Origin of the sequence: Bacillus sp. AL-1R (genome assembly GCF_052180195.1) — a bacterium.
Lineage (GTDB): Bacteria > Bacillota > Bacilli > Bacillales > Bacillaceae_G > Gottfriedia.
Genome location: NZ_CP197469.1, coordinates 3,704,808 through 3,728,260 on the forward strand (window position 1 = coordinate 3,704,808; position 23,453 = coordinate 3,728,260).

Genomic DNA, 23,453 nt, shown 5'->3' on the forward strand with positions numbered 1-23,453 from the left:
GCACATTACAATTTTGTAATGTGCTTTATTATGATAATGTTTTTTCTTTACATTTAGGACAAATACCGTATACTTCCATTCTATGATTGGTTACTTCAAATCCTGTTTCCTTTTCAACATATAGATTGATTCCTTCCAATCCATCGTAATGAAAATCATTCATTTCACCACATTTTTCACAAATAATATGATAATGATCAGTTGTAATATAATCAAAACGACTAGAGGAATCACCAAAGTTTAACTCTTTAACCATCCCTACTTCACGTAATACTCTGAGATTATTGTAAACTGTTGCCACACTCATATTTGGAAATTTCCCCTCAAGTGCTTTATAGATTTCATCAGCAGTTGGATGTGTTCCACTTCCTATTAAATATTCTATAATTGCATGCCTCTGAGGTGTAATACGTACGCCGCTATTCTTTAAATGTGAAATTGCATCTTGAATATTTTCCTTATGCAACGCCGCTCTCCCCGTTTCTATAAAATAGTTCCAAATTTAATTACTTATTATTAGTTTATTCAACCGCAAGAATATTTGTCAACTTTTTGAGAATTTCTAAAAAAAATTACCAATCGCAGTAAACAAAAAAAATGTGCGAGAATTCTCTCGCACTTCAATATGCTATCATCTGAGGAGGTATGCCCTATACACCAATATATTCCCTAAAGCAATATAGGTATAGACGAAAAGCTCGATTTTATTAGATAAAACGATTATTTCTCAAAAAAACTTAAGAAAACTCAAGTTAATTGCCCTAAAATAGTTTGTACAAATTTTATGAATGATTGATTGCACTATAAACATCTTCAACATGATTCTTTACTCTAACTTTTTGCCATACATTTTCGATACAACCTTCTTCATCAATTAAAAATGTTGTACGCTCTATTCCCATATATTCCTTACCAAAATTGTTCTTTAACTTCCAAACATCATATAACTTTGCAATCTCAGTTGTTTCGTCTGATAGTAATAAAAATGGTAATTGATGTTTTTCTATAAATTTTTCATGTCTTTTTATAGGATCAGGACTTATTCCTAAAATGACAGTTCCACTATTCATAAACTTTTCATATGAATCCCTAAAGTCACAAGCTTCCGTAGTACAACCTGGTGTCATATCCTTTGGGTAAAAGTAGAGAACTACTTTCTTTCCTCTAAAATCTGATAAAGCTACATCTTCTCCATTACTAGCTGGTAAAGTAAATTCTGGTGCTTTCATTCCAATTTCAACAGTCATAACAATCTCCTTAATCTTAATTATTAACGTTCATCTTTAAATACTTGTAAAACAAAAGCTGCTGGCATCGTATAACCGATAAGTGCTTCTACCATAGCAACCCATCTTCCGATTCCCACTGGTACAATATCCCCATAACCTACTGACAAAAGGGTGATTGCGCTAAAATATAAGCATAACCCCATTATATGGTAATTAGTCCCTTCAATAGGAATAGAATGCTCAATTAAAATCGGATGTGGTCCCCGATCAAGTATAAAATACACTGCGCTAAAGCCTATAAGAACCGTTCCATATATTAAAAATAAAAGAATGTAATTATTAATTGAAATAAGACTTTTATTGACTTTTGTAGTTGAAGTATTCCATAAATACACTAGACTATACAAAATCGCAAATATAGCAACAAAAAAGAAAAAAGCAGTTCCCATTCCAATCACCTCATTTCAATTTATGAAACAAGCTATTGAAATAGAATACTGCTTAGTTCCCAGCACCCTTATATTTTTTTACCCCCTGGTTCCAAATTAACACAGATATAATAAAAACAACTAGTCCCATAACAGGCGTTAAAAATGAATAGACATACCATTCACTTCTACGTAAAAAATATGCAGCTGGATAAACACCAACAAATGCAAATGGTAAAATCCACGTTAATACAAAGCGAATGATTGGATGATAAATATTAATCGGATAACGACCATAGTTTCCTATATTATACATTAACGGCATAATGGACGTTCTTGCATCTGACCAAAAACCGATACTTGCTAAAGCAATAAAGATACCAGCATAAACAAACATTCCCCCTAAACCCATCAGTAGAAATAAAAATGGATCATACCAAGTGATTGAAAGTCCTAATTTAAATCCGGCAAAGATCATAATAATCAATCCAGTAATAGCACCTAGTAAAGATTCTAACTCCATTTTCTCTAATACTACTTGAAAAAGACTATGAATTGGTCTAGTTAAAATACGATCAAACTCTCCCTTTACAATGTAACGATCATTAAAATCCCAAATATTAAAAAATGAAGCAAAAAGAGCAAATGGAACTAAAAAGAAACCATAAATGAATACGATCTCGTCTTTATTCCATCCTTCAATAAGTGAAGTATGATTGAAAACTAATAATATAAAAATTAAATTTACAGCCTGAGCCATCAAATCTGATAAAAATGATAAAAAGAAATTTGCTCTATATTGTAATTTCGTTTTTAAATACTGACCTGAATATTGAAGAAATATATTTAAATAAAACATTCTTTAACCTCCCTGTATAACAAGATGCTTTTTCGCTTTATACCATATAAGAGTAATAGGGATACATAAAATAACAATCCAAATTACTTGAAATAAAAGGCCTCTTAAAATCAATTCGCCTTTTATGCCATGGGCAAAAATCATACTAGGAATATAGCTGATTCCTTGAAATGGTAAATACTTCATTACATCTTGTGCCCAAACCGGAAAGAATGTGATCGGAATCGTTAAACCTGAAAACAAATCAATAATGACACGTTTAGCTTGAATAAATCCCATATTATTTTGAAGGAAGAATGCCATTAACCCTGTTAATAAATTCAATTGTGTATTAATTGCAAAGCTGAAAATCGATGCAAGTAAAAATAAACCTAAAGTTTTTAAATTAAATGAAACATCCAAACGAAAAATTAAAGCAACGATTATAAAGCCTGGAATTGAAAAGAAAAAGAATCTAAAAATCCCCTCACCTAATCCTTGCATCACTTTTGTTAGTAAATAGTTATAAGGTCTAATAAGTTCGATTGCTACTTTACCTTCTACAATTTCTTCAGCAATTTCACGATCAAGATTATTAAAATAAAACGCCCTTGCCATCCAAGCAATCGCTACATAAGTAGTCATCTGGTTAACTGAAACACCTTGAATTGACCCTTGGTGACCATAAATCGCCTTCCATAAAAAGAAATAAGCGCCTATATTGATTGTATAAATAACAATCCCAGTGTAATAATTCGTACGATACGCTAACATCATTAAAAAACGGATTCGAATGATTTCCATATACTTACTCATTACTAATACCTTCTTGGTAGATATTTCGTATAATTTCTTCTGTAGAAATTTCTAACATCTTCATATCTTTAACAGGATTTGATTGAACAACTTTCGCAATAATCATAGAAATGAGCGTTTCATCATTCGGTAATGTAACACTCCAAATATTTTCGCCTTCTTCTTCCTTCCATTTAACATCTGTTCGTCCGATTAATTCATTTAATGAGGTATGATTTACAGGCTTAATAAACTGGAATTGAATTTCTTTCTCTTCTCCCCATTGACCTTTTAACTGTTCAAGTTTTCCATCATAAATGATTTTTCCTTCATCCAACATAACTACTCGTTCACAAAGTGCCTCAATATCAGAAATATCATGGGTCGTTAAAAGAATAGTAGTTCCATATTTTTGGTTTAACTCTTTTAAAAACTCGCGAATTTTTAATTTGACTAATACATCTAGACCAATTGTTGGTTCATCCAAAAATAATAAAGGAGGATTATGAATTAATGCAGCTGCTAATTCACATCTCATTCTTTGACCTAAAGATAACTTTCTTACAGGTTGGTCTAATAAAGGCTCAATATCCAATGTCTTAATGATATACCCCATATGTTCTTCATATTGTTTATCCGGTATTTGATAAACTTTTTTTAGTAATCGAAAAGATTCTTGTACAGCAATATCCCACCATAATTGAGATCTTTGACCGAATACGACGCCTATTGATTTAACAAAACGCTCTCGATCTTTTTGAGGGTGGTAACCATTAACGGTTACATCACCAGAAGTAGGTGTTAGTATTCCCGTCAACATTTTAATAGTAGTCGACTTCCCTGCACCATTCTCTCCTATATAAGCCATCATTTCTCCTTTTTTTACCGAAAAGCTTATATTATTAACGGCTGTTTTTGTTCTATAATTTCTTGTAAACAAATCTCTAAATGCACCTTTTACACCAGAGCGACTCAAGAAAGTTTTAAATTCTTTATGCAAGTTTTGAACTTCAATTATGTTTTCCATAAGACTGCCTCCATTTTTTATTCCGTCGCTTAGTGTATTTGAAATACGAACTAAGTACAATAAAAAAGTACTAGAATGTAGTTTCCAATTTTTTCGGACTATTTTATTGAAAAATCTGGATTCTACAAAATGTTCAAATTTCTTTTCAACTTGTAAAGGCTTACATTTACCACGCGCTAAAATTTCGTGCTAGAATGTAATTTAACCACATAAATAATGTAAAGATGCCGGTTAAATTCTTTCATTTTTTTATCAATAATGGGAGGTACTCCATGAATAATCAAAAGTCAATTGAAATACATAATGAAGCTTTAGAACATATCGTTGGAGGAGTTAACAGTCCTTCAAGATCGTTTAAAGCAGTTGGTGGCGGAGCTCCTGTCACAATGAAGCGTGCAAAAGGCGCATATTTTTGGGATGTTGATGGCAATCAATATATAGATTATTTAGCAGCATATGGTCCTATTATCACTGGCCATGCTCACCCACATATTACAGCTGCAATCACTAAAGCAGCAGAAAATGGTGTTCTTTACGGTACGCCTCATGAACTAGAAGTACAATTCGCCAAAATGCTAAAAGAAGCGATTCCTAGTATGGATAAAGTTAGATTTACAAATTCCGGTACTGAGTCTGTAATGACAACCATTCGTGTAGCAAGAGCATACACCGGTCGTACTAAGATCGTTAAATTTGCTGGATGCTATCACGGCCATTCAGATTTAGTACTTGTTGCTGCAGGCTCTGGACCATCTACTCTAGGTACTCCTGATTCAGCTGGTGTACCACAAAGTATCGCTAATGAAGTTATTACAGTTCCATTTAATGACATTAAAGCATATGCAGAAACAATGGAAAAATGGGGACATGAAGTAGCTGGCGTACTTGTTGAGCCAATTGTTGGGAACTTCGGAATCGTTGAACCAAAAGAAGGATTCCTAGAAGCTGTTAATGAAATTACGCACAATCATGGTGCATTAGTCATTTATGATGAAGTAATTACTGCCTTCAGATTTATGTATGGAGGTGCACAAAACCTATTAGGAATTGAACCTGACTTAACAGCTCTTGGAAAGATTATCGGCGGCGGATTACCGATTGGAGCTTATGGCGGTAAAAAAGAAATTATGGAAACAGTTGCCCCGCTTGGTCCTGCATATCAAGCTGGTACGATGGCCGGTAACCCAGCATCAATCGCAGCTGGTATTGCATGTCTTGAAGTATTACAACAAGAAGGTGTCTACGAAGAATTGGATCGTCTAGGTGCTATTCTTGAAAAAGGTATTCAAGAAAAAGCAGATGAGCACAACATCCATATAAAAATTAACCGCTTAAAAGGTGCTTTAACAGTTTATTTCAATGTTGACGAAGTAACGAATTATGAAGAAGCAAAAGAAGCAGATGGAGAAGTTTTCGGTAGATTTTTCAAACTTCTTTTAGAAGAAGGAATTAATCTAGCACCATCAAAATATGAAGCTTGGTTCTTAACTACAGCTCACACTGAACAAGATGTTCAAAAAACAATTAACGCTGTTGGGAATGCGTTCTTAAAATTATCTACGATTAAACTATGATATATCTGAGGTCACTACAACTTGAAGTGACCTCTATTCATACATAGTTAATTCTGAATAATCAATTTTTTACATTTTTAGGAGGTAGTTAAATGAAATTTCAACCAAAAACAGAATGGTCACCAAGTTTATTTAGAGATTATTACAATCACGAACACGATGCATGTGGGATCGTTGCTTTTATCAATCGTTCGATCACTCCAACAAGAGATACGGTCGATATGGCTGCCGAAAGTTTACGAAAAATGAATCACCGAGCAGGATTTACAAACGGTGAAGGTGATGGTGTAGGCATTCAGACCGACATCCCTACTCTACTTTGGCAAGAAAAACTTACATCAGTAGGAATTAGTCCAGAAGTCGTTTCACACCCTTCATTTACAGTCGGACATTTCTTTTTAGATGAAAAATCAGAATTACAAACTTTGCTTCAAATTTTTGAAGAGAATGGTTTTGAAACTTTATATCATAGTTTTGACCAAACTTGTACATTAGCACTTGGACCGATCGCTAGAGAAGTAGAACCCGAATTCTTACAAGTTGCATTACTTCCAATTAAAAATCGTCAAAACACAAGCCTTTTTGAATTAACAAATATTATTACAAACAAAACTAACACAACTGTCGTATCGCTTAGTCAATCAACTTGCGTTTATAAAGTAATGGGAACAATCGACACGTTATTGTCATACTATTCAGATTTGCAAGACCCTAATTTTCAATCATCAGTAGTAGTTGGACATAACCGATACTCAACAAATACTTCTTCATCGTTTTCAAGAGTTCAGCCATTTAGCATACTTGCACATAATGGAGAAATTAATACAATCGAACAATTAAGAATTGAAGCAAAACAAATTGGCGCAAATATTTTGCATGGAAATAGTGATTCACAAGATGTAAACATAACACTCGAGACGCTAATTCATAAATATAACTACTCTTTGAAAGAAGCAATGGAACTTTTATTCCCGCCTGTACCTGCAGAATATGAATCAGATCCAGAAGTAAACTCCATTTACAATACAATTCGAAGTACATTCGGTCCATATTGTCAAGGTCCAGCGGGTATACTTACAAGAGAAGGAAATGAATTTGTTGCTAGTGTCGACGCTTTAGGTTTACGCCCTGTCTGGTTACTTGAAACAAATGATTATTATGTATTTTCTTCTGAGCAAGGCATCCTTTCTCCAGAATTATTTATAACTGAGCCACATGCCCTTTCACCTGGAGAAAAAGTTGGTATTAATTTATTAAAAGATCGTGCTCAACTATTAACACACCGTGAGTTAACGCATTTCGTTACAAGTAAACTAAACGAAAAATTAACAATGAATCTAGCAAATCAAGAAGCAAATTTAGCTGATTACGTTGAACACTCACCTCCTTCAATTCATCCGTTTGAATATGGAGCATTTGGATGGCAAAAGGAGCAAATTCAATTAGTTGAACAAATGGCAGAAAAAGGCGCAGAACCTATTCGTTCATTAGGGCATGACGCACCACTAGCATGTTTAGATGAAACTCGAAAAAATCTTTCTGACTTTATGAAAGAAACAGTTGCAGTCGTAACGAACCCTGCAATCGATCGTGATCGTGAAACAGAGCATTTCTCTATTTCTATACTATTAGGAAAAAGACCATCCATTGCAAAGAAAGAATCAGGAATTGTTCTACAACTCCCTTCTCCAATAGTAGGTGATGGTTTTGTAGGAAATACACTAAAAGCTAGTCGTCAACAAATTTCATATGAAGAAATTCTAAATTTATATCAATTAGAAAATAAACTTTATACCATTCAAAGTACATTTTCTAATTTGCCATTAGAAGAAACATTGTCTCAATATAAATACGAAGCAGTAGAAGCTGTAAAAAATGGTGCAGAATGTATTGTTATAACGGATGAAGAAGCTCATAAGAATAATCAATACTGGATTGATCCAGCTCTTATTACAGCAATAATCCATAATGGACTTGTGAATGCTAAGTTAAGAAGAAACTGTTCGATTGTCTTAAAGACAGCTGCAGTCCGTAATCTTCACGATTTAATGGTGATGAAAGGTTTAGGCGCAGATGCAATTAATCCTCATTTCCTTTTTGGAACAATTTCCGAATTGGAATCACCAGAGAAAATAGTCAAACTATATGATGTATTAAATAAAGGAATCGAAAAAGTTATTTCAACAATCGGTATGCATGAACTACGAGGTTATGCAAAAATGTTCAGTAGCATTGGTTTACAAGAAGATATCGCTTCGTCATTAGGCGTAATAAATTTCTTCGGTGATCAAACAGTTTCCGGATATAATTTATTAGAGGCTGATTCGAAAAAACGTTCTGAAGATTACAACGCAAATAACGCAGCAATGCCAAAGTCTTTCCACGTATTCCCTCGAATTTGGAAAGCTATAGGAGAAACAGCACAATCGGGTAGTTATGAAACATACCGTCAAAAATTAAATCAAATTGAAGAAGAGCGACCAACTGCAGTACGTCATGCGCTTTCTTTAGTTGAGAGTAGTGACCCAGTAGATTCAAGTCAGGTTTCATTAGAAATAGGAACTCACTCACTACCGTTTATTATCAGTTCAATGTCCTTTGGATCTCAAAATGAGGTTGCCTTTAGAGCATACGCTGAAGGCGCTAATCGATTAAACATGATCAGCTTAAATGGTGAAGGCGGAGAAATCCAAGATATGATTGGAAAATATCCAAATACTCGTGGACAGCAAATTGCTTCAGGGCGATTCGGAGTTAATGCTAATTTACTTCACTCGTCTAACTTAATTGAAATTAAGATAGGTCAAGGTGCAAAACCTGGTGAAGGTGGTCATTTACCTGCTTCAAAGGTTACACAAAAAATTGCAGAAACGAGAAATGCAACACTTGGTTCTGATTTAATTTCACCTTCAAATAATCATGATATTTATTCAATTGAGGATTTAGCTCAAATGATTAGCGAAATTAAAGCTGTTAATCCTAAAGCAAAAGTAGCTGTAAAAGTCCCAGTTGTTCCAAACATTGGCACAATTGCTGTCGGTATTGCAAAAGCGGGTGCAAACTTTATTAATATCAGTGGCTTTGATGGAGGGACTGGTGCTGCCCGTGTTCATGCCATTCAAAATGTAGGTTTACCAGTTGAAATAGGTGTTCGTGCAGCACACAATGCACTACTAGAATCTGGTTTACGAAATTCTGTCGAGATTTGGGCAGATGGCGGAATGAAAAGCGTAAATGATGTAGTAAAAATGATGATTATAGGTGCAAACCGAATCGGCTTTGGAACTTTATCTATGATTGCAATCGGTTGTACGACTTGTCGTGGTTGTCATTTAGATACATGCCACGTTGGTATTGCAACACAAATCGAATCAGAAATCGAAGCAATGCGCCACGGTTTAAGAAAATTCACACCTAGACAACTTGAAACAGCTGTAACAAATTTAGTACAATTCTTCACTGCATTCAAAAATGAATTACAAGTGGTTGTTGGTTCACTAGGGGTAAAAAATGCACAAGATCTTGTCGGTAAAACTGAATTCCTAAAACAAACAAGATTTTTAGATACGCTAAGTTTAACAAATTTATTATCTACTAATAAAATTGAGACTAAAGAATATATTCTCTCGAATGGAGAATCTGCTAAAGTACTTCAAAGTAATGACGTTGGAGTTTATGCAAAGGTTGATAATGAATATCGTCATGCCGGTAGCTTATTAATCCATGATCTAGTAGTTAAAAAACAAACACAAGGTGTAACATCCCCTGTCGAGATTAGCTTTGAGGATCAATCTATTCCTGGTAACGGTTTAGGAACCTATACAGTGGAAGATTATTCTGTATTCGTCCAAGGCGGAGCTCAGGATGGTGTCGCGAAAACTGCCTTTGGTGGAACGATTTTTATTAGTAAAGCTTTAGGTGCTAACGGTCAATACTTTGGTGGTTCAGTCGGAAAATGCTTTGCATATGGAGCACAAAAAGGACAATTCTTTATCCAAGGTAATGCAGACTCACGAGCAGGCATTCGATTATCAGGAGCCGATGTAGTAATTGGAGGCCGTAATCAATCTAGTCAACCTATTTCACAGAAAACTCGCCTTGGTGCAAAAGCAAATATAAACGGCTTTGCTTTTGAATATATGACTGGTGGTCGTGCAGTTGTTCTAGGAGATCCAGGTCCATGGATGTGTGCAGGTATGACAGGCGGAGTGATTTACGTGCGAAGCTCACCTGAATTAGGTCTTACTAAGGAAGCTTACCAAAATCGAATTGCAAAAGGTGCAAGTGTGAGTATTGTACCGGTTGATGAAACAGGAAAAAACGATCTAAATGAATTGTTAGAGAAATATATTTCACTTCTAACTCAACATAATCAACATGAAGAAGCTGTATTTGTTCAAAGTTTATTAGACAATATTGAACAAAACTTCTTGCAAATTAAACCTAAAAAAGAACAAGCTGATCCATCTGTTTCAACTGAATGATTTAAAAAAAGAGGCAGTCAAAAAAAGTAGATTTCAGCCTTGAAATTTAAAAAACAAAACGCAAGAATGTTGATTTAACAGCATTCTTGCATTTTTAATTTGTCGGTTTTTTAATCAAACAGGGCTTTTGAGACAGCCTCTTTTTCAGAGTGTTGAAATATATTGTATTCAATATTGAAAAATTAGAATACCATATGAATTTCAAGGAAAAATAGTATTTTTATTGTTTTTATGTCATCTTATTTAATTGAAATATAAATGTTTAAATTAACTCAAAAATTAAAATATTTTCTCTTTGACAATCAATATTTTAAAGATGTGTAAGTATTATTATTATTAGTTTCATTTTGATCTTGATGAATAATGTGAAATTCATTCGTTTAATTGACTATTCTATTGTTTTTAAGATTATTCTTTTTCATAAAGAAAATGATTGGAACGAAAGGGTGCCGGGCTCCTATGGGAGATGCGGGAAGGCTGAGACCCCACAGGCGCACGTCGAGGAGGCTAAAGAATCTCGCCCCATGGAAAGCGAGCAACCTGTAGTGGAAATCACTGAGACACAACTTACTTATCAAAATTTAATTGACAATTTTTTTCAACAGCGTGAAAAAGAAGCGAAAAATTTCGCTTCTTTTTTCATGGTTCTACCACCGTATCGATTGATAAAGCCTTTTCATTTCTAAGTTCGAAATCTTTAAATTTAACTAATAATTTAATCTTTTTTCTCGTTCAAATAATAAACAAAATTTCTTAAAAAATTGTATTGATAATACGAGTAGTTCATTGTATAGTTACATGATGTTACACGAGAAAAAATAAAAGTTACTTTTATTGAAGCAATTTTTAAAAAATCTCGATGTAATAAATAGTAGTTTAGTAGTAATATAGTTAAACGTTCATATTTCATTACAAGCTTTAAGCTAGACAAACAAAAAGGAGTAATACAATGAGATTAGGAGCGCGTGTTCTAAAAACTGGTATAGCTATTACGCTCGCCATTTATAGCGCGATGTTTTTTGATTTAACAACAGCTTCAATTGCAGGTATCTCTGCTATTTCAGCATTAAAATCATCAGTAAACCAATCATATAAATCGTTAATTGAACAACTTCAAGCTAACTTGATTGGTGCGATACTGGCAATTATTGCAGTGATTACTCTAGGAAATAATCCAGTAATTATAGGATTTACATGTATTCTCGTGATTATCATTACATTAAAACTAAAACTCGAAAATACAATTGCTACAACATTAGTTACTGTAGTCGTTATTATGGAAGTAAGTACAAGTACAGAACACTTTGCCATTTTTACATTCGATCGTATTATGGCAGTAACGATTGGGGTTTTAGCCGCTTCATTTGTAAATATTTTCTTAATGCCTCCAAATTATGAAAAAAAATTATCTCGTGGCATGATTTCGATTACTGAACAAACAAATAAATTAATGATGATGGCTCTACACAAAACTGTCAGTCATAATGGATTAAAAGATGAAATTTATCAATTAAAAGATATGATGAGAAATATTACAAAAATATATCGTTTATACAGAGAAGATCGTATCATTCTTGTTGGGCGTAAGAAAAAAGAGCATGAAAAATCTCGTAAAATCGTATTGTTTAGACAAATGCTTGTCACAGCCGATAACGCATTTGATACGTTAAAAGCTTTAAACCGATTAGAATATGAAATTAATGCATCTCCGAAAGAGTTCCAAGATTTAGTAAAAAATGAACTAACATGCTTAATGCAATTTCACGAACATGCTTTAATGAAATTAATCGGTAAAGTAAACTTAGATCATAATGCTCCATTTCATAGAGAAGAAAACATATTAAAAGATAAATTAACAAAGGCATTCTTGGACCACCATGATCTTAATGACGAAGAAAAACAAAAAACATGGTTCCATTTATTCCGAGTCGTTTCTGCCATTTTAGAATATAGTGAAAATGTTCAGCATTTAAATACACTCGTTGATAGCCATCAAACTTATCATAAAGAATACCAAGTTCAAGTTGAACAGGTTGAAACAATGTAAAAGCCTCCACATTATGGAGGCTTTTTATTTTTAAATTGAAAAACGGAAAATTCACTAAGTAAGCATGCTTCTTCAAATAAAAAAGCACAAAGAATTTCTTTGTGCCTATCTTCTATACCGAACTCGAACTAGTTTCTAAATTTTGAATTTCAAACAAATGATAGTAAGCTTCTTTTTTAGCCATTAATTCCTCATGAGAACCAATTTCGACAATATGACCTTGATCAATATAAACGATTTTATCTACATGTGTAATGGTAGATAATCTATGTGCAATAAATATTGTTGTACGGTTCTTTGCTAGTTCATGAATTGCGTCTTGGATATATTTTTCATTTTCTAAATCAAGAGCTGAAGTAGCTTCATCAAATATTAGAATAGAAGGATTTCTTAAAAATACACGAGCAATTGCCACACGTTGTTTTTGACCTCCAGAAAGTTTTACTCCTCTTTCCCCAACAAGCGTGTCATATCCATCTGGTAGACTCATGATAAATTCATGTGCATTGGCTGCTTTGGCGGCTGCAATAATTTCTTCTTCACTAGCATTCGGATTCCCATAATGAATATTCGCTTTAACGGTATCACTAAATAGAAAATTGTCTTGTAAAACGATACCGATTTTTTCCCGCATACTTTTTAAATCATAATCCCTTATGTCGACACCATCAATTTTAATGGATCCTTTTGTTACGTCATAAAAACGTGGTATTAAACTAACTAACGAAGACTTTCCACCACCACTCGATCCAACCAGTGCAATCTTTTGACCAGGTTCAATTTGAAAAGTTACATCTTGTATAACCTCTTCATCAGCGGCATTATATTGAAAAGAAACGTGATTAAAGTGTATTTGCCCATCTAATTTCTTTGCATAAGTTGGATTATCCCGATTAACAATGTCATACTTTTCATCCATTAGTTCAAAGACACGATCCATTGATGCAAACGATTGTGTTAATGATGTTGAAGAATTAGCTAATCTTCTAAGTGGATCATATAAACGATCAATATATCCAACAAATGCTACCATCTCACCAAGTGTTAATTGACCATGAATGACTTGATATGCAGAAAATCCGATAATTAATAATGGTCCAATATCAGTTAATGTATTAATAATTGTAAATGTACTCGCATTCCAGCTTGTATGCTTAAGGGCACGATCTAAAAACTCACCATTTTTTTCTTTAAATAGCCCACTTTCATAATCTTCCAATGCAAAACTTCGTGTTACTTGCATCCCCTGAATTCTTTCAGTTAAAAAGCCCTGTAAAACAGCTAAAGCTTGAGATCTTTGACGTGTCAAAAACCGAAGTCGACCGAAAAAGTACTTTACTGCTATTGTGTAAAATGGCAAAACAATTAATGATACAAGCGTTAACTTTACATCCATTGATAACATGATTGTAACTGTAATTAAGATTGTAATTAAATCTAACCAAACATTCATTAGCCCAGTAATAACAAAGTCTTTAGTCGATTCAACGTCATTTATAACTCGTGAAATAACTTCACCTGTCTTTGCATTAGCATAATACCTTAAGCTTAATTTTTGTAAATGTTTAAATAAATGATCCCTAATGTCAAATAAAATTCGACTACCGATATATTGAGCATAGTACTGTCTGAAATACTCTATTGGTGGTCTTACAATCACAAAAATTCCAAATGCAATTAGCATGATGTAGATAAGATGTGAGCTTTTAGTTGCAATTGGTAAAGATGAATTAATGATGTTATCAACTACATATTTTAATAAAAACGGTAATATCAATGGGATACCAAATTTAACGATTCCGATTGCAATCGTTAAAAATATATGAAATCGATATGGTTTAACAAATTTTAAATAACGTTTAATACTTCCCATATTTTCATCCTTTCAGATCATTCAAAAAGAAACTGTTGAGCAATCTTTTTGAGATGATTGATTCTCAAAAAACTAAGTCCGCTCAACAGTTTCTATTAATCACGATACATTAAGAATCGTTCATACCAATTATCAATAAAATCGGTAGCAAACGGCCCTTTTCTTTGATGAATTAATTCCTTTAAATAACCTAAGTTCTTTTTTAAAATCGGGTCAATAATAGGAGGATAATTCATTATTTGTCGATGATTCTCATATTCATCTTCATCTAACAGCACGTAAGTCATATCTGGAAAAACTTTAATATCTAGATCATAGTCAATATACTTAATGGCACCATCTTCAAAGACGAATGGTGAGCTAATATTACAGTAATAATAAACTCCATCTTCTCTAATCATTCCGATGACATTAAACCAATAATCCATATCAAAGTAACAAATTGCTGGCTCTCGCGTAACCCATGTTCTACCGTCCGATTCAGTTACAAGCGTGCGATCATTTGCGCCAATTACTAACTGCTGCGTCCCTTTTAAAATGGTTGTCTCTTCCCATATACGATGAATATGTCCATTATGTTTGTAACTATGTATTTGTATTTTTTCTCCTGGTTTGGGAACGTTCATTGTTTCTCCCTTCTTTCTAGTGTGGACGCATTTCAACACTTTATTTATACTTTACACTTCTATTATAACTAGTTCTTATCCATTTTTAAACAAAAGGGCGTTTAATTTGGTAAAATGCCCCATTGTTTTTTTTATTTTAATGCAATTTTCCTCTCATCTGAGAAAGATTTAATTATTTGCTGTGTTTGGATTAAAAAGGTGTCTTGGATAGCTTTTAATTCAGATCTCATTATATGTATTTCATCTTGGATAGAAGATAATTTTGACAAATCCTCTAATTCAAATAGTTGGTTTTCAATTTCTTGACATCGTTCAATTTCTTCTTGAATTTTTATTAACTGATCCATTGTTTCAAGCTGACGACTTACCAATTCATCGAATACTTGCATACCATTCACCATCCTTATTTCATTATTACACTATTTCTTGAAAACTAACATAATCCCTTTGACTACATTTGACGATATTTGACTATTGAGAAGAAATTAATCATTCTATGTGGATTTAAAGTGTTGGACATAAATTATTCGTAGGTAAAAGAGCACCCTTCATATAAGGGTGCTCTTTTTGAACGTTCTTTATAACAACTAGACTGCATGATCTCTCATCAGACAGGAAGATGAATTAGCAAAGGTAAGTTTCTTTACTTACTAACTCGTTCATCAACAGCGCACTTCTAGTAATTCCTTTTTTAAGGCATTATTGTTGGTTTTGTTGTCCAAAGTTACCAGAAGAAGCTTTTTGTGCAGATTTTGCATTTGCTTCTCTTACTGCTTGAACATCAGTTTCACTTGAAAACTCTTGTCCAAAACTTTGGTTTTGTTGTTTAACTTTTCCAATGTTAGTTCCAGATGCTGTTTTTCCAGCGTTGAATTGATTGTTTTTGTTGTTCATGATTTATCACCTCCACGAATAATATGATGTCCATTAGTCGGGGTAATATGTAAAAAACTTTACTTTTAATTTTTTTGTTTAATGAACTCATCGAGTGGAAAACTACGAGAAGAAAATAGAAGGAGGCTTATTATGTACGTTGGCAGAGATCTTTCAGAATTATCAATGACTCCAAAAACTGAGTGGAAAGATAGTGAATTGGAATACTATCATCATTCATTACAACAAATTACTGGCTATTTAAATATTGAAGGTAACACAATGCAAAAAGAAATCATAAAAGAAATTGAATCACGTGGTGGTCTTCATAGAAATGAGGCAGATTGGACTAGTGGTACTCGCCCTACTATAGACTAATTAAATGATAAAGTACCCCCTAACTATTTGTTAGGGGGTTATTTCATTACAGAAGCTTTTCGATTTGCTGATAAATTTTTTGATGCACGACCGGAAATGGCAACTCTTTACACTCATCCAAAGTTACCCATTTCTGATTACTTGATAAACTACCTTCATTTACGGCATTTCCGATATATACATCCATTTTCCATACAAGATGTGAAAAAACATGCTCAATATTAAATTGGTAAGATAACTCTTCTACTTCTAATTGCAATTCTTGATTTAAGAAAAATCGGAGCGTGTCAGTTTTAGATAAAATTGTTGATTGTAATTCAGCAGTTGGAAACTCCCACATATTAGCAAGTAATCCACTAGAAGGTCTTTGTTGAATTAAATATTGATTATTTCTATTTTTAATGACACCAACTGCTAAATTAATTGGTTTTGGTGCCTTCTTTTTACTTTTTATAGGTAATTCATTCACAACTCCAGTTTCAAAAGCTTTACATTGTTCTCTCACGGGACAAAGTAAACATGCAGGATTTGTTGGTGTACAAATTAAAGCACCAAGCTCCATTAAACCTTGATTAAAAGCTGACGGATCTTCATAACTAATTAAAGCTCTTACAGCTTGTTCAAAAATTTTTCGGTTTTTAGGGATACCTATATCTTCCCAAATTGTTAAGATTCTAGATAATACCCTCATTACATTCCCATCAACCGCTGGCTCTGGTTTACCGTACGCAATACTAAGGATCGCTCCAGCAGTATATGGTCCTACGCCTTTTAATTTGCTTATTAATTCCGGCGTATCTGGTACTTTTCCAGCATACTCTACATGGACTTCACGTACAGCTGATTGCAAATTTCTAGCTCTAGAATAATAACCAAGTCCTTCCCATGCTTTTAGTACTTTTTCTTCCTCGGCATTGGCCAAGTCAGCAATAGTAGGGAAATTTTGCATAAACTTATTATAAAAAGGAATTACTGTATCTACACGTGTTTGTTGAAGCATTATTTCTGAAACCCATACTCGATATGGGTCTTTATTCTTTCTCCACGGCAAATCTCTCTGTTCTGCTAAAAACCAATCAACTAAATTATTTTTAAAGTCATTTTTGGGGAAAACTTCTAATGTCTTATTTAAATCATTATTCATAACTTATACCTTTCTCTAACATCTATATGTTTTTGTTAATAGTCCATACTATAAAAATTAAAAGGGTAAGTAAAGGGAGGAACTAAATGGATACTGGTACTCATCTTGTAATGGGATTTACACTTGGCGGATTAGCAACCCTGAGTCCAATTGTCCTACATGACCCACATTTGACAAACTCACTCTTATTAACAACAATCATCGGATCACAATTACCTGACAGTGACACGATATTAAAATTAAGAAATAACGCAAAATATTTAAAACATCATCGTGGAATTACGCATTCAATACCAGCAGTCATTTTATGGACATTATCACTTTCTGCACTTATGACATTATTTAACCATAACGAACATTTTGGACTCTATTTATTCTGGTCATTCCTGGCAGTAAGTGTGCACGTATTCGTTGATTTATTTAATGCCTACGGAACCCAGGCATTAAGGCCATTTTCAAAACGTTGGATTGCTTTTGGCATCATCAACACTTTCGATCCAATAATTTTTGCGATCCATTTAGCTGGAGTTCCTTTTGTCATTTTTCATTTCAGAGCTGGTCCGATCTGTGTCATGCTTTATTTCATTATGATTTTTTACTATGCATTTAGATATCGACAAAAACAAATCGTGATTCAAACAGTCACAAAAAAATTACCAGATGTAAAACGTGTCTATGTTTCACCTTCTATAAAATACACTCATTATCATATTGTAGCAAGTACAGATACTCATCATTACGTTGGCAAAATAAAGAAAAGAATCTTTAAAATCCATGACGTATTTAAAAGAATCCCGTTACCAGTAATTGAAGACGTAAAAGCAGCCTTTAAGGATGAAAACGTCAAATCATTTCTGGCATTTTCACCAGTTTACATTTGGGAATTGATTGGGCATGACGACCATAAAGAATTAAGACTAATCGATCTAAGGTACAGGACCGAAACATACTACCCATTTGTTGCAGTTGTTAAATTTGATTATGAACATCATATTATCAGTTCATTCACGGGCTGGATCTTTAGTGAGAAAAAATTACAGAAAAAATTAAAAGTGGAAACTTGAAAAAAATAACCCTTAGCAATTTTTTGCTAAGGGTTTCTAATTAATGAAGAAGATTATCCTTCTCTTTCGTTTCAATAATTTCTAAACCTGGTGGCTTTGCAATTTTTATATCAGTTTCATGTAAATATTTTCCATATTGGAAAATAAATTGTTGAACAACCTTTTTAGACATTTGTTCTCCATGATATTCTCCAGCTTTAGCATAAGTAGCTTCAAAATCTTCCCATAACCATTCAACCCAAATTTTTGCTTGTGAGTATGTTAAATGATTATTTTCTTTAAGCAATAGCTCAGTTAATTGCTCTAAATATTTCTCCATATAATTACACCTTCCAATTTTTAAACATTTATTCTCTTCATATCTTAATTCAAAATGGTCATCATATTGATGATGGTTCATTTCATCAATTAGTACTAATCACTAGGGGGTAATTAGAATGACAACAAAAAGTGAACGTTTTTCAAAACAAAAGCATGATATGGCTATTGATGGTAATATAGATTACAAATCACAAAATGCTTCTAAACGTCCAAATGGGAGCATTAATACAAATCCACGGGACCGTATGGCAAAAAGTAATCGTGATGAGTAGAAATATAACCAGGGTTTTTACTTCCCTGGTTTGTTTAATAATGCGATTGGGATTCCTATTTCTTCTTCACTAGTGCTTTTATGGCCCCAAGCAAAAATACCATTCATATAGGTGATCATAAATAATACACCAGGTTCTTCAATTAATTCATACTGCTCACCAGGAATAAATTGACTTGCGTCTAATAAATATGATTGAGCCATTGTTTTTTTACGAAGTATTACTTCAAGTTCATTAATCATATCCATTTGTTCAGCTTTTCTAGCTTGATGATTCAAATTGCTAATTTCTTGAACTAATTCATCTTTCGTTAAGTCACTATATCGTTTTGGAATTTCCATTTTAAGTCTCCTCTAAATCATTTAGATATTTTTATTATATCAAGCTAATAACAGACAACCAATTTATTTAATATTCTTCCTCTTCTAATATTAAAATCGCTTTTTCAATTAGTTCGATTGGGAACCCTTTTCGAAATAGGACTGTTTTCATTTTTTGAGTATATTCCCAGCCACTTAATTTTTCATATTTCTTTTTTGCTTTTCTAGCGTGTATAAGTAGAGCTTGTAATTCATCATCTTCTTCACTTTCATAGTGTGTTTCTTCAAGTGCAATCGAAGTAATATTAGCGGAGTATCCTTTTCTTCTCAGCAATTCTTCAAGTTTTGCCTTTTTTTGATTTGTTGAGTACTTCGAAAGTGCAGAAACCTTTTTTTGACAAAGTGAAGTAGCATGTTGAATCTGCTTTTCTTTTGAAAATAAAGATAAGCTTTTCTCGATTACTGTATTGTGAATACCTTTTGCTAGTAATTCATTCTTAATGATTGTTGGTCCTTTTAAGGTCGTATTAATAGACGTACGGACATAACTTTCAGCGTATTTTTCTTCATTAATATACCCTTCTTCTACAAGTCGGATAATTGTAGTTTGTATTGTATCAATTAAGAATTCTTGCTTCGTTAAATATTGTTCGATTTCTTTTTTTGTTCTCATCATTCTAGATAAATAAACAATGCTAGAAAGATATGCTTTTCTAAGTTGATCAGCATTTAATATTTCTTCTAGTTCAAATGGCTCAAAAGATTGACCCTTTTTTATGTTAAATTTAACAAGAGTATCAGCGTCCACACTAAACGCATACTCTTCACCATTACCACTATCTGTGTAAATATTAAATCGTTCTTTATTTAATTTTTGAACTTGAATTTTCGTAATAATAGACATAATTTACCTCAAAATAAATTTTGTTTTTATATACACATAAAAATAATAATATCATATTATGTATTAAGGAGATGCGTGGATGAAGATTCTTCTTACAGGCGGTACAGGGTTTATTGGATCTCAATTAATAAATGAATTTATCCAACGTGAATATCAATGTTATATTGTCACAAGAAATATAAGAACATCTTCTAATCCATTTATTACTTATGTTAATTGGGATCAATTAACCTCGAATTCTTTTAGAGAGTCCATTGACATAGTCATTAACTTAGCTGGTGAATCAATAAACAGCGGTAGGTGGACGAAACAATTAAAAGACAAAATTCTACAAAGTAGATTAACTTCAACAAATATTCTAATTACATGGTTTGAAAGACAAGCCCATCGTCCAAACCTTTTTATTAATGCCAGTGCAATTGGGTATTATGGAACCTCTGAATCATTATCTTTTAATGAACATGACAAGCCTATTTCAAATGATTTTTTAGCATCAACTGTAAGAGAATGGGAAACTGTTGCTAAAAAAGCTGAAGAACTAGGAATTCGGACCATCCTTGCTAGATTTGGTCTTGTTTTAGGGTTAAACGGTGGAGCACTTCCAAAAATGATTTTGCCTTTTAAATTGTTTATTGGTGGTCCAATCGGAAAAGGTACCCAGTGGATATCTTGGATTCATGAGAAAGATGTTGTTGGCCTAATACTACATTCAATAAAAAATACCGAAATTAGTGGGCCAATCAATTTAGTGGCACCTAATCCAGTAACAATGAACGAGTTTAGCAGGTCCCTTTCAGCAGCTTTACATCGACCAAATAAATTGAAAGTTCCAAATTTTACCCTTCAATTATTACTAGGTGAAATGAGTATGCTAGTTTTAGAAGGTCAAAGAGTTATGCCTTCTAAAGCCATTCAAACTAATTATAACTTTCAATTTCCATCTTTAAAAGAAGCTTTACTGTTTACTTTAAATTAGTATTTGAAAGGATTTATCATGAATTTATTATTTAAAAATGCAACCATTTTCCCTATTACATCTCAAGTTTTATATAACCATGATTTGTTAATTGAGAATGGGAAAATTAAAGAAATTGCACCTGAGATTTTTTCGGTTGAAGATCAAACAATTGTCATAGAATGTGCCGGAAAACCACTATTCCCAGGTTTTATTGATGTGCACACTCACTTAGGACTATATGACGAAGGTACTGGTTGGGCTGGAAACGATGCGAATGAAACAATTGAAGCTTTAACTCCACATATTCGATCAATGGATGGAATATTGCCACTTGATGTTGCTTTTTCTGATGCAATCCAACATGGAATTACAACAGCTCATATTATGCCTGGTAGTGGGAATGTAATTGGTGGAACAACTTGTACAATTAAAACATATGGTAAAAGTGTCGATAAAATGATCATTCAAGAACCGTCTGGATTAAAAATCGCTTTTGGCGAAAATCCAAAAAGAACTCACAGTAATGGGAATAAAGAATCAATTACAAGAATGGGTATTATGGGAATGCTTCGTGAAGCATTCTATGAAGCTCAAAACTCGCATAACCCAGAAGACTTTCGAATTTTACCAATTATTAAAGCTTTAAATAGAGAAATACCGGTACGAATTCATGCTCATCGTGCAGATGATATTTTATCAGCTATACGTTTTGGCGAAGAATTTAACTTAGATATACGAATTGAACATTGTACTGAAGGACATTTAATTATTGACCATCTAAAGGATCGAAACCTTCAAGTATCTGTTGGTCCTACATTAACTAGACGTTCAAAAGTCGAATTAAAAAATAAAACCTGGACTACATACAAAGCTCTTGCTGATAACGGGGTAAGTGTTTCAATTACAACTGACCATCCTTATACCCCAATTCAGTATTTGAATGTATGTGCAGCTATAGCAGTTCGAGAGGGTTTACCTGAGCTCGAGGCTTTAAAAGCAATTACAATTAATCCAGCAAAAAACCTTAATTTATCTCATAGAATTGGTAGCTTAGAAATTGGTAAAGATGGTGATGTAGTATTATGGTCCCATCATCCATTTCATTATATGGCTAAACCATTACTTACTGTCATAGACGGTAGAATTGTGTATAAAAATATCGAATAATTTTAGTTTGCAATTTGAAAAAAATCGTTTATTATAGTATAGTAAGAACGTTTGCGGTAAATTAAATAGAAAGTGTGAAAACACTTTTCTTATATAGTATTTTAACGGGAAAGGCAAATGGTGAGCCACCAGTAAATCGCTGGTCCTAGTGGGTTCGATTCCCACCCCGAAATTTTAGGGTGCATTAAAAAATTATTCATAGTTAATGCACTTCACAGGACTTTAAATTTTATTGTTTAGTCCTCACAAAAATTTCGCGGGTGGCGTAACCTTCTTTCGCTACCCTTATTATGAGGAGGAGTAGAGATGCTGAAACAGCGAGATTTACAAGATTGTTCTGTACTTTTTGAACTTATGGTGCATCCTGATGTCTTTCCCTTTGTGCGCCACAAAGCAAATTCGTACGAAGAATTTCTATTTATCACAAAGCAAGCAATCGAACTAGAAGAACAAGGGAAAATGATATCAAGAACAATTTTAGATGAGTGGGGTAACCCTATTGGTAACATTTCTTTACATGATATTGAAGATGGATATGGCTTTTTAGGGACATGGTTAGGCAAACCATATCACGGAATGGGTTATAACAAACCAGCAAAAGACGCTTTCTTCCATGAGTTATTTCACGATTTAGGAATAAACTCTATTTTTATGCGAATTCGTAAAGTTAATAAACGCTCTTTTTATGCTGCAAGTAAACTACCATACGCATCATTAGCAAATGAATCACGTAAAAGTTTATATGATGAAATTAATCAAAATGAGGAAATATACGATTTATTTGAAATCACCAAAGATAATTATTTATTGCATACAATGCGTGAAGATTACCAACAACATGAAGTTTCACATTTAAAAGAAGCATAATTTAGTATACTAGCCACAAAAATTGGAGAAACTTACTAAGGATTTTATAACTTAGCGAGGTGTTTTTTGTGGATAAACGAAAAGATAAAACGAGACGTAATTTAAGTTCTACCCAAGAAGTATTATATGCAAAAGAATTTAAAAGAGCTGATCGTGCTGCAGGTTATACTAATTTTAATGGCATAGGCAAATAATTCTATTCAAAAAGGCTTTCTTAGGAAGCCTTTTTTGTTTTTCTAGAATAACTTTAACATTAGTAAAAAA

Annotated in this window: 23 protein-coding genes and 2 pseudogenes; 10 read left to right on the forward strand and 15 right to left on the reverse strand. The window is 33.1% G+C overall.

Annotated elements, in window-relative coordinates; genetic code table 11:
- Positions 1-28 precede the first annotated feature (28 nt).
- The 7 genes and pseudogenes from ACSBO6_RS17895 to ACSBO6_RS17925 form a co-directional block, all read right to left on the reverse strand.
- Entirely contained in the window at positions 29-466 is a 438-nt protein-coding gene (locus ACSBO6_RS17895) for a Fur family transcriptional regulator (RefSeq protein ID WP_098846480.1), read from the reverse strand.
- A 316-nt stretch (positions 467-782) separates the two neighbouring features.
- Positions 783-1,247 carry a thioredoxin-dependent thiol peroxidase gene (gene bcp, locus ACSBO6_RS17900; protein WP_286138335.1) on the reverse strand — a complete coding sequence of 155 codons (465 nt, stop codon included), beginning with the start codon at positions 1,245-1,247 and terminating at the stop codon, positions 783-785.
- Between the two features lie 23 nt (positions 1,248-1,270).
- Positions 1,271-1,678, reverse strand: a complete 408-nt coding sequence (locus tag ACSBO6_RS17905; protein WP_098846479.1) for a potassium channel family protein — start codon at positions 1,676-1,678, stop codon at positions 1,271-1,273.
- A gap of 52 nt (positions 1,679-1,730) precedes the next feature.
- Entirely contained in the window at positions 1,731-2,516 is a 786-nt protein-coding gene (locus ACSBO6_RS17910) for an ABC transporter permease (RefSeq protein WP_498843746.1), read from the reverse strand.
- A 3-nt stretch (positions 2,517-2,519) separates the two neighbouring features.
- Positions 2,520-3,311, reverse strand: coding sequence for an ABC transporter permease (locus ACSBO6_RS17915; RefSeq protein WP_098846477.1), 792 nt, complete (start codon positions 3,309-3,311; stop codon positions 2,520-2,522).
- Positions 3,304-3,441: pseudogene (locus ACSBO6_RS17920) on the reverse strand (daunorubicin ABC transporter ATP-binding protein); the annotation flags it as partial. The gene ACSBO6_RS17915 and the pseudogene ACSBO6_RS17920, both read right to left, overlap by 8 nt.
- Before the next feature lie 86 nt (positions 3,442-3,527).
- Positions 3,528-4,317 (reverse strand): annotated as a pseudogene (locus ACSBO6_RS17925) (ABC transporter ATP-binding protein); the annotation flags it as partial.
- 272 nt (positions 4,318-4,589) lie between these two features.
- Between ACSBO6_RS17925 and ACSBO6_RS17930 the strand changes: the two are divergent.
- The 3 genes from ACSBO6_RS17930 (at position 4,590) to ACSBO6_RS17940 (ending at position 12,422) form a co-directional block, all read left to right on the forward strand.
- The gene (locus ACSBO6_RS17930) at positions 4,590-5,891 is read left to right on the forward strand and encodes a glutamate-1-semialdehyde 2,1-aminomutase (protein ID WP_098846475.1); all 1,302 of its coding nucleotides are present in this window, start codon (positions 4,590-4,592) and stop codon (positions 5,889-5,891) included.
- Between the two features lie 92 nt (positions 5,892-5,983).
- On the forward strand, positions 5,984-10,375 hold the full coding sequence (locus ACSBO6_RS17935) for a glutamate synthase-related protein (protein WP_498843747.1): 4,392 nt from the start codon (positions 5,984-5,986) through the stop codon (positions 10,373-10,375).
- A gap of 949 nt (positions 10,376-11,324) precedes the next feature.
- Positions 11,325-12,422, forward strand: a complete 1,098-nt coding sequence (locus tag ACSBO6_RS17940; RefSeq protein ID WP_098846472.1) for an FUSC family protein — start codon at positions 11,325-11,327, stop codon at positions 12,420-12,422.
- Between the two features lie 112 nt (positions 12,423-12,534).
- Here ACSBO6_RS17940 and ACSBO6_RS17945 read toward each other — a convergent pair whose 3' ends face one another.
- From ACSBO6_RS17945 to ACSBO6_RS17960, 4 genes are all read right to left on the reverse strand, one after another.
- Complete coding sequence (locus ACSBO6_RS17945) at positions 12,535-14,295, reverse strand: ABC transporter ATP-binding protein (protein WP_098846470.1); 1,761 nt, start codon at positions 14,293-14,295, stop codon at positions 12,535-12,537.
- Between the two features lie 95 nt (positions 14,296-14,390).
- Positions 14,391-14,921, reverse strand: a complete 531-nt coding sequence (gene ntdP / locus ACSBO6_RS17950) for a nucleoside tri-diphosphate phosphatase (protein WP_088014823.1) — start codon at positions 14,919-14,921, stop codon at positions 14,391-14,393.
- 131 nt (positions 14,922-15,052) lie between these two features.
- The gene (locus ACSBO6_RS17955) at positions 15,053-15,310 is read right to left on the reverse strand and encodes a YgaB family protein (RefSeq protein ID WP_025671838.1); all 258 of its coding nucleotides are present in this window, start codon (positions 15,308-15,310) and stop codon (positions 15,053-15,055) included.
- Between the two features lie 310 nt (positions 15,311-15,620).
- Positions 15,621-15,815 (reverse strand): gamma-type small acid-soluble spore protein, encoded by a 195-nt coding sequence (locus ACSBO6_RS17960; RefSeq protein ID WP_098846469.1) that lies wholly within the window; start codon positions 15,813-15,815, stop codon positions 15,621-15,623.
- Between the two features lie 132 nt (positions 15,816-15,947).
- On the opposite strand from ACSBO6_RS17960, the gene yfhS reads away from it, so the two are divergent.
- Positions 15,948-16,172: a mother cell protein YfhS gene (gene yfhS / locus ACSBO6_RS17965; protein ID WP_098846468.1), complete on the forward strand. Its 225-nt coding sequence runs from the start codon at positions 15,948-15,950 to the stop codon at positions 16,170-16,172.
- Between the two features lie 46 nt (positions 16,173-16,218).
- On the opposite strand, the gene mutY is transcribed toward yfhS, so the two are convergent.
- Positions 16,219-17,316, reverse strand: a complete 1,098-nt coding sequence (gene mutY / locus ACSBO6_RS17970; protein WP_098846467.1) for an A/G-specific adenine glycosylase — start codon at positions 17,314-17,316, stop codon at positions 16,219-16,221.
- An 86-nt stretch (positions 17,317-17,402) separates the two neighbouring features.
- On the opposite strand from mutY, the gene ACSBO6_RS17975 reads away from it, so the two are divergent.
- Positions 17,403-18,380 (forward strand): metal-dependent hydrolase, encoded by a 978-nt coding sequence (locus tag ACSBO6_RS17975; RefSeq protein ID WP_098846466.1) that lies wholly within the window; start codon positions 17,403-17,405, stop codon positions 18,378-18,380.
- A gap of 40 nt (positions 18,381-18,420) precedes the next feature.
- Here the strand turns inward: ACSBO6_RS17975 and ACSBO6_RS17980 are convergent, their stop codons facing one another.
- Positions 18,421-18,699: a YfhJ family protein gene (locus ACSBO6_RS17980; protein WP_498843748.1), complete on the reverse strand. Its 279-nt coding sequence runs from the start codon at positions 18,697-18,699 to the stop codon at positions 18,421-18,423.
- 118 nt (positions 18,700-18,817) lie between these two features.
- Between ACSBO6_RS17980 and sspK the strand changes: the two genes are divergently transcribed.
- Complete coding sequence (sspK, locus tag ACSBO6_RS17985; RefSeq protein ID WP_098846465.1) at positions 18,818-18,973, forward strand: small acid-soluble spore protein K; 156 nt, start codon at positions 18,818-18,820, stop codon at positions 18,971-18,973.
- Between the two features lie 17 nt (positions 18,974-18,990).
- Here sspK and ACSBO6_RS17990 read toward each other — a convergent pair whose 3' ends face one another.
- Together ACSBO6_RS17990 and recX are read right to left on the reverse strand one after the other, a co-directional pair.
- Complete coding sequence (locus ACSBO6_RS17990; protein ID WP_098846464.1) at positions 18,991-19,314, reverse strand: YfhH family protein; 324 nt, start codon at positions 19,312-19,314, stop codon at positions 18,991-18,993.
- Between the two features lie 67 nt (positions 19,315-19,381).
- Complete coding sequence (gene recX, locus ACSBO6_RS17995; RefSeq protein ID WP_098846463.1) at positions 19,382-20,197, reverse strand: recombination regulator RecX; 816 nt, start codon at positions 20,195-20,197, stop codon at positions 19,382-19,384.
- Positions 20,198-20,276: 79 nt separating this feature from the next.
- Between recX and ACSBO6_RS18000 the strand changes: the two genes are divergently transcribed.
- The 4 genes from ACSBO6_RS18000 (at position 20,277) to ACSBO6_RS18015 (ending at position 23,383) form a co-directional block, all read left to right on the forward strand.
- Positions 20,277-21,173 (forward strand): TIGR01777 family oxidoreductase, encoded by an 897-nt coding sequence (locus ACSBO6_RS18000; protein WP_498843749.1) that lies wholly within the window; start codon positions 20,277-20,279, stop codon positions 21,171-21,173.
- Between the two features lie 18 nt (positions 21,174-21,191).
- A complete protein-coding gene (locus ACSBO6_RS18005) occupies positions 21,192-22,322 on the forward strand; it encodes an amidohydrolase (RefSeq protein ID WP_498843750.1) in 1,131 nt (376 codons plus the stop codon).
- Between the two features lie 306 nt (positions 22,323-22,628).
- Entirely contained in the window at positions 22,629-23,189 is a 561-nt protein-coding gene (locus ACSBO6_RS18010) for a GNAT family N-acetyltransferase (protein ID WP_098846460.1), read from the forward strand.
- A 68-nt stretch (positions 23,190-23,257) separates the two neighbouring features.
- Positions 23,258-23,383 (forward strand): YfhE family protein, encoded by a 126-nt coding sequence (locus ACSBO6_RS18015; RefSeq protein WP_069035250.1) that lies wholly within the window; start codon positions 23,258-23,260, stop codon positions 23,381-23,383.
- The last annotated feature ends 70 nt before the right edge of the window (positions 23,384-23,453 follow it).

Coding starts and splice junctions, on each gene's coding strand:
- ACSBO6_RS17975 (WP_098846466.1), top strand. CDS start 17,403: ATGGATACTGGTACTCATCTTGTAATGGGATTTACACTTGGCGGATTA.
- ACSBO6_RS17960 (WP_098846469.1), bottom strand. CDS start 15,815: ATGAACAACAAAAACAATCAATTCAACGCTGGAAAAACAGCATCTGGA.
- ACSBO6_RS18000 (WP_498843749.1), top strand. CDS start 20,277: ATGAAGATTCTTCTTACAGGCGGTACAGGGTTTATTGGATCTCAATTA.
- ACSBO6_RS18010 (WP_098846460.1), top strand. CDS start 22,629: ATGCTGAAACAGCGAGATTTACAAGATTGTTCTGTACTTTTTGAACTT.
- ACSBO6_RS17955 (WP_025671838.1), bottom strand. CDS start 15,310: ATGCAAGTATTCGATGAATTGGTAAGTCGTCAGCTTGAAACAATGGAT.
- ACSBO6_RS17915 (WP_098846477.1), bottom strand. CDS start 3,311: ATGAGTAAGTATATGGAAATCATTCGAATCCGTTTTTTAATGATGTTA.
- ACSBO6_RS17930 (WP_098846475.1), top strand. CDS start 4,590: ATGAATAATCAAAAGTCAATTGAAATACATAATGAAGCTTTAGAACAT.
- ACSBO6_RS17990 (WP_098846464.1), bottom strand. CDS start 19,314: ATGGAAATTCCAAAACGATATAGTGACTTAACGAAAGATGAATTAGTT.
- ACSBO6_RS17905 (WP_098846479.1), bottom strand. CDS start 1,678: ATGGGAACTGCTTTTTTCTTTTTTGTTGCTATATTTGCGATTTTGTAT.
- ACSBO6_RS17945 (WP_098846470.1), bottom strand. CDS start 14,295: ATGGGAAGTATTAAACGTTATTTAAAATTTGTTAAACCATATCGATTT.
- ACSBO6_RS17910 (WP_498843746.1), bottom strand. CDS start 2,516: ATGTTTTATTTAAATATATTTCTTCAATATTCAGGTCAGTATTTAAAA.
- ACSBO6_RS18005 (WP_498843750.1), top strand. CDS start 21,192: ATGAATTTATTATTTAAAAATGCAACCATTTTCCCTATTACATCTCAA.
- yfhS (WP_098846468.1), top strand. CDS start 15,948: ATGTACGTTGGCAGAGATCTTTCAGAATTATCAATGACTCCAAAAACT.
- ACSBO6_RS17980 (WP_498843748.1), bottom strand. CDS start 18,699: ATGGAGAAATATTTAGAGCAATTAACTGAGCTATTGCTTAAAGAAAAT.
- ntdP (WP_088014823.1), bottom strand. CDS start 14,921: ATGAACGTTCCCAAACCAGGAGAAAAAATACAAATACATAGTTACAAA.
- mutY (WP_098846467.1), bottom strand. CDS start 17,316: ATGAATAATGATTTAAATAAGACATTAGAAGTTTTCCCCAAAAATGAC.
- sspK (WP_098846465.1), top strand. CDS start 18,818: ATGACAACAAAAAGTGAACGTTTTTCAAAACAAAAGCATGATATGGCT.
- ACSBO6_RS17940 (WP_098846472.1), top strand. CDS start 11,325: ATGAGATTAGGAGCGCGTGTTCTAAAAACTGGTATAGCTATTACGCTC.
- ACSBO6_RS17935 (WP_498843747.1), top strand. CDS start 5,984: ATGAAATTTCAACCAAAAACAGAATGGTCACCAAGTTTATTTAGAGAT.
- bcp (WP_286138335.1), bottom strand. CDS start 1,247: ATGACTGTTGAAATTGGAATGAAAGCACCAGAATTTACTTTACCAGCT.
- recX (WP_098846463.1), bottom strand. CDS start 20,197: ATGTCTATTATTACGAAAATTCAAGTTCAAAAATTAAATAAAGAACGA.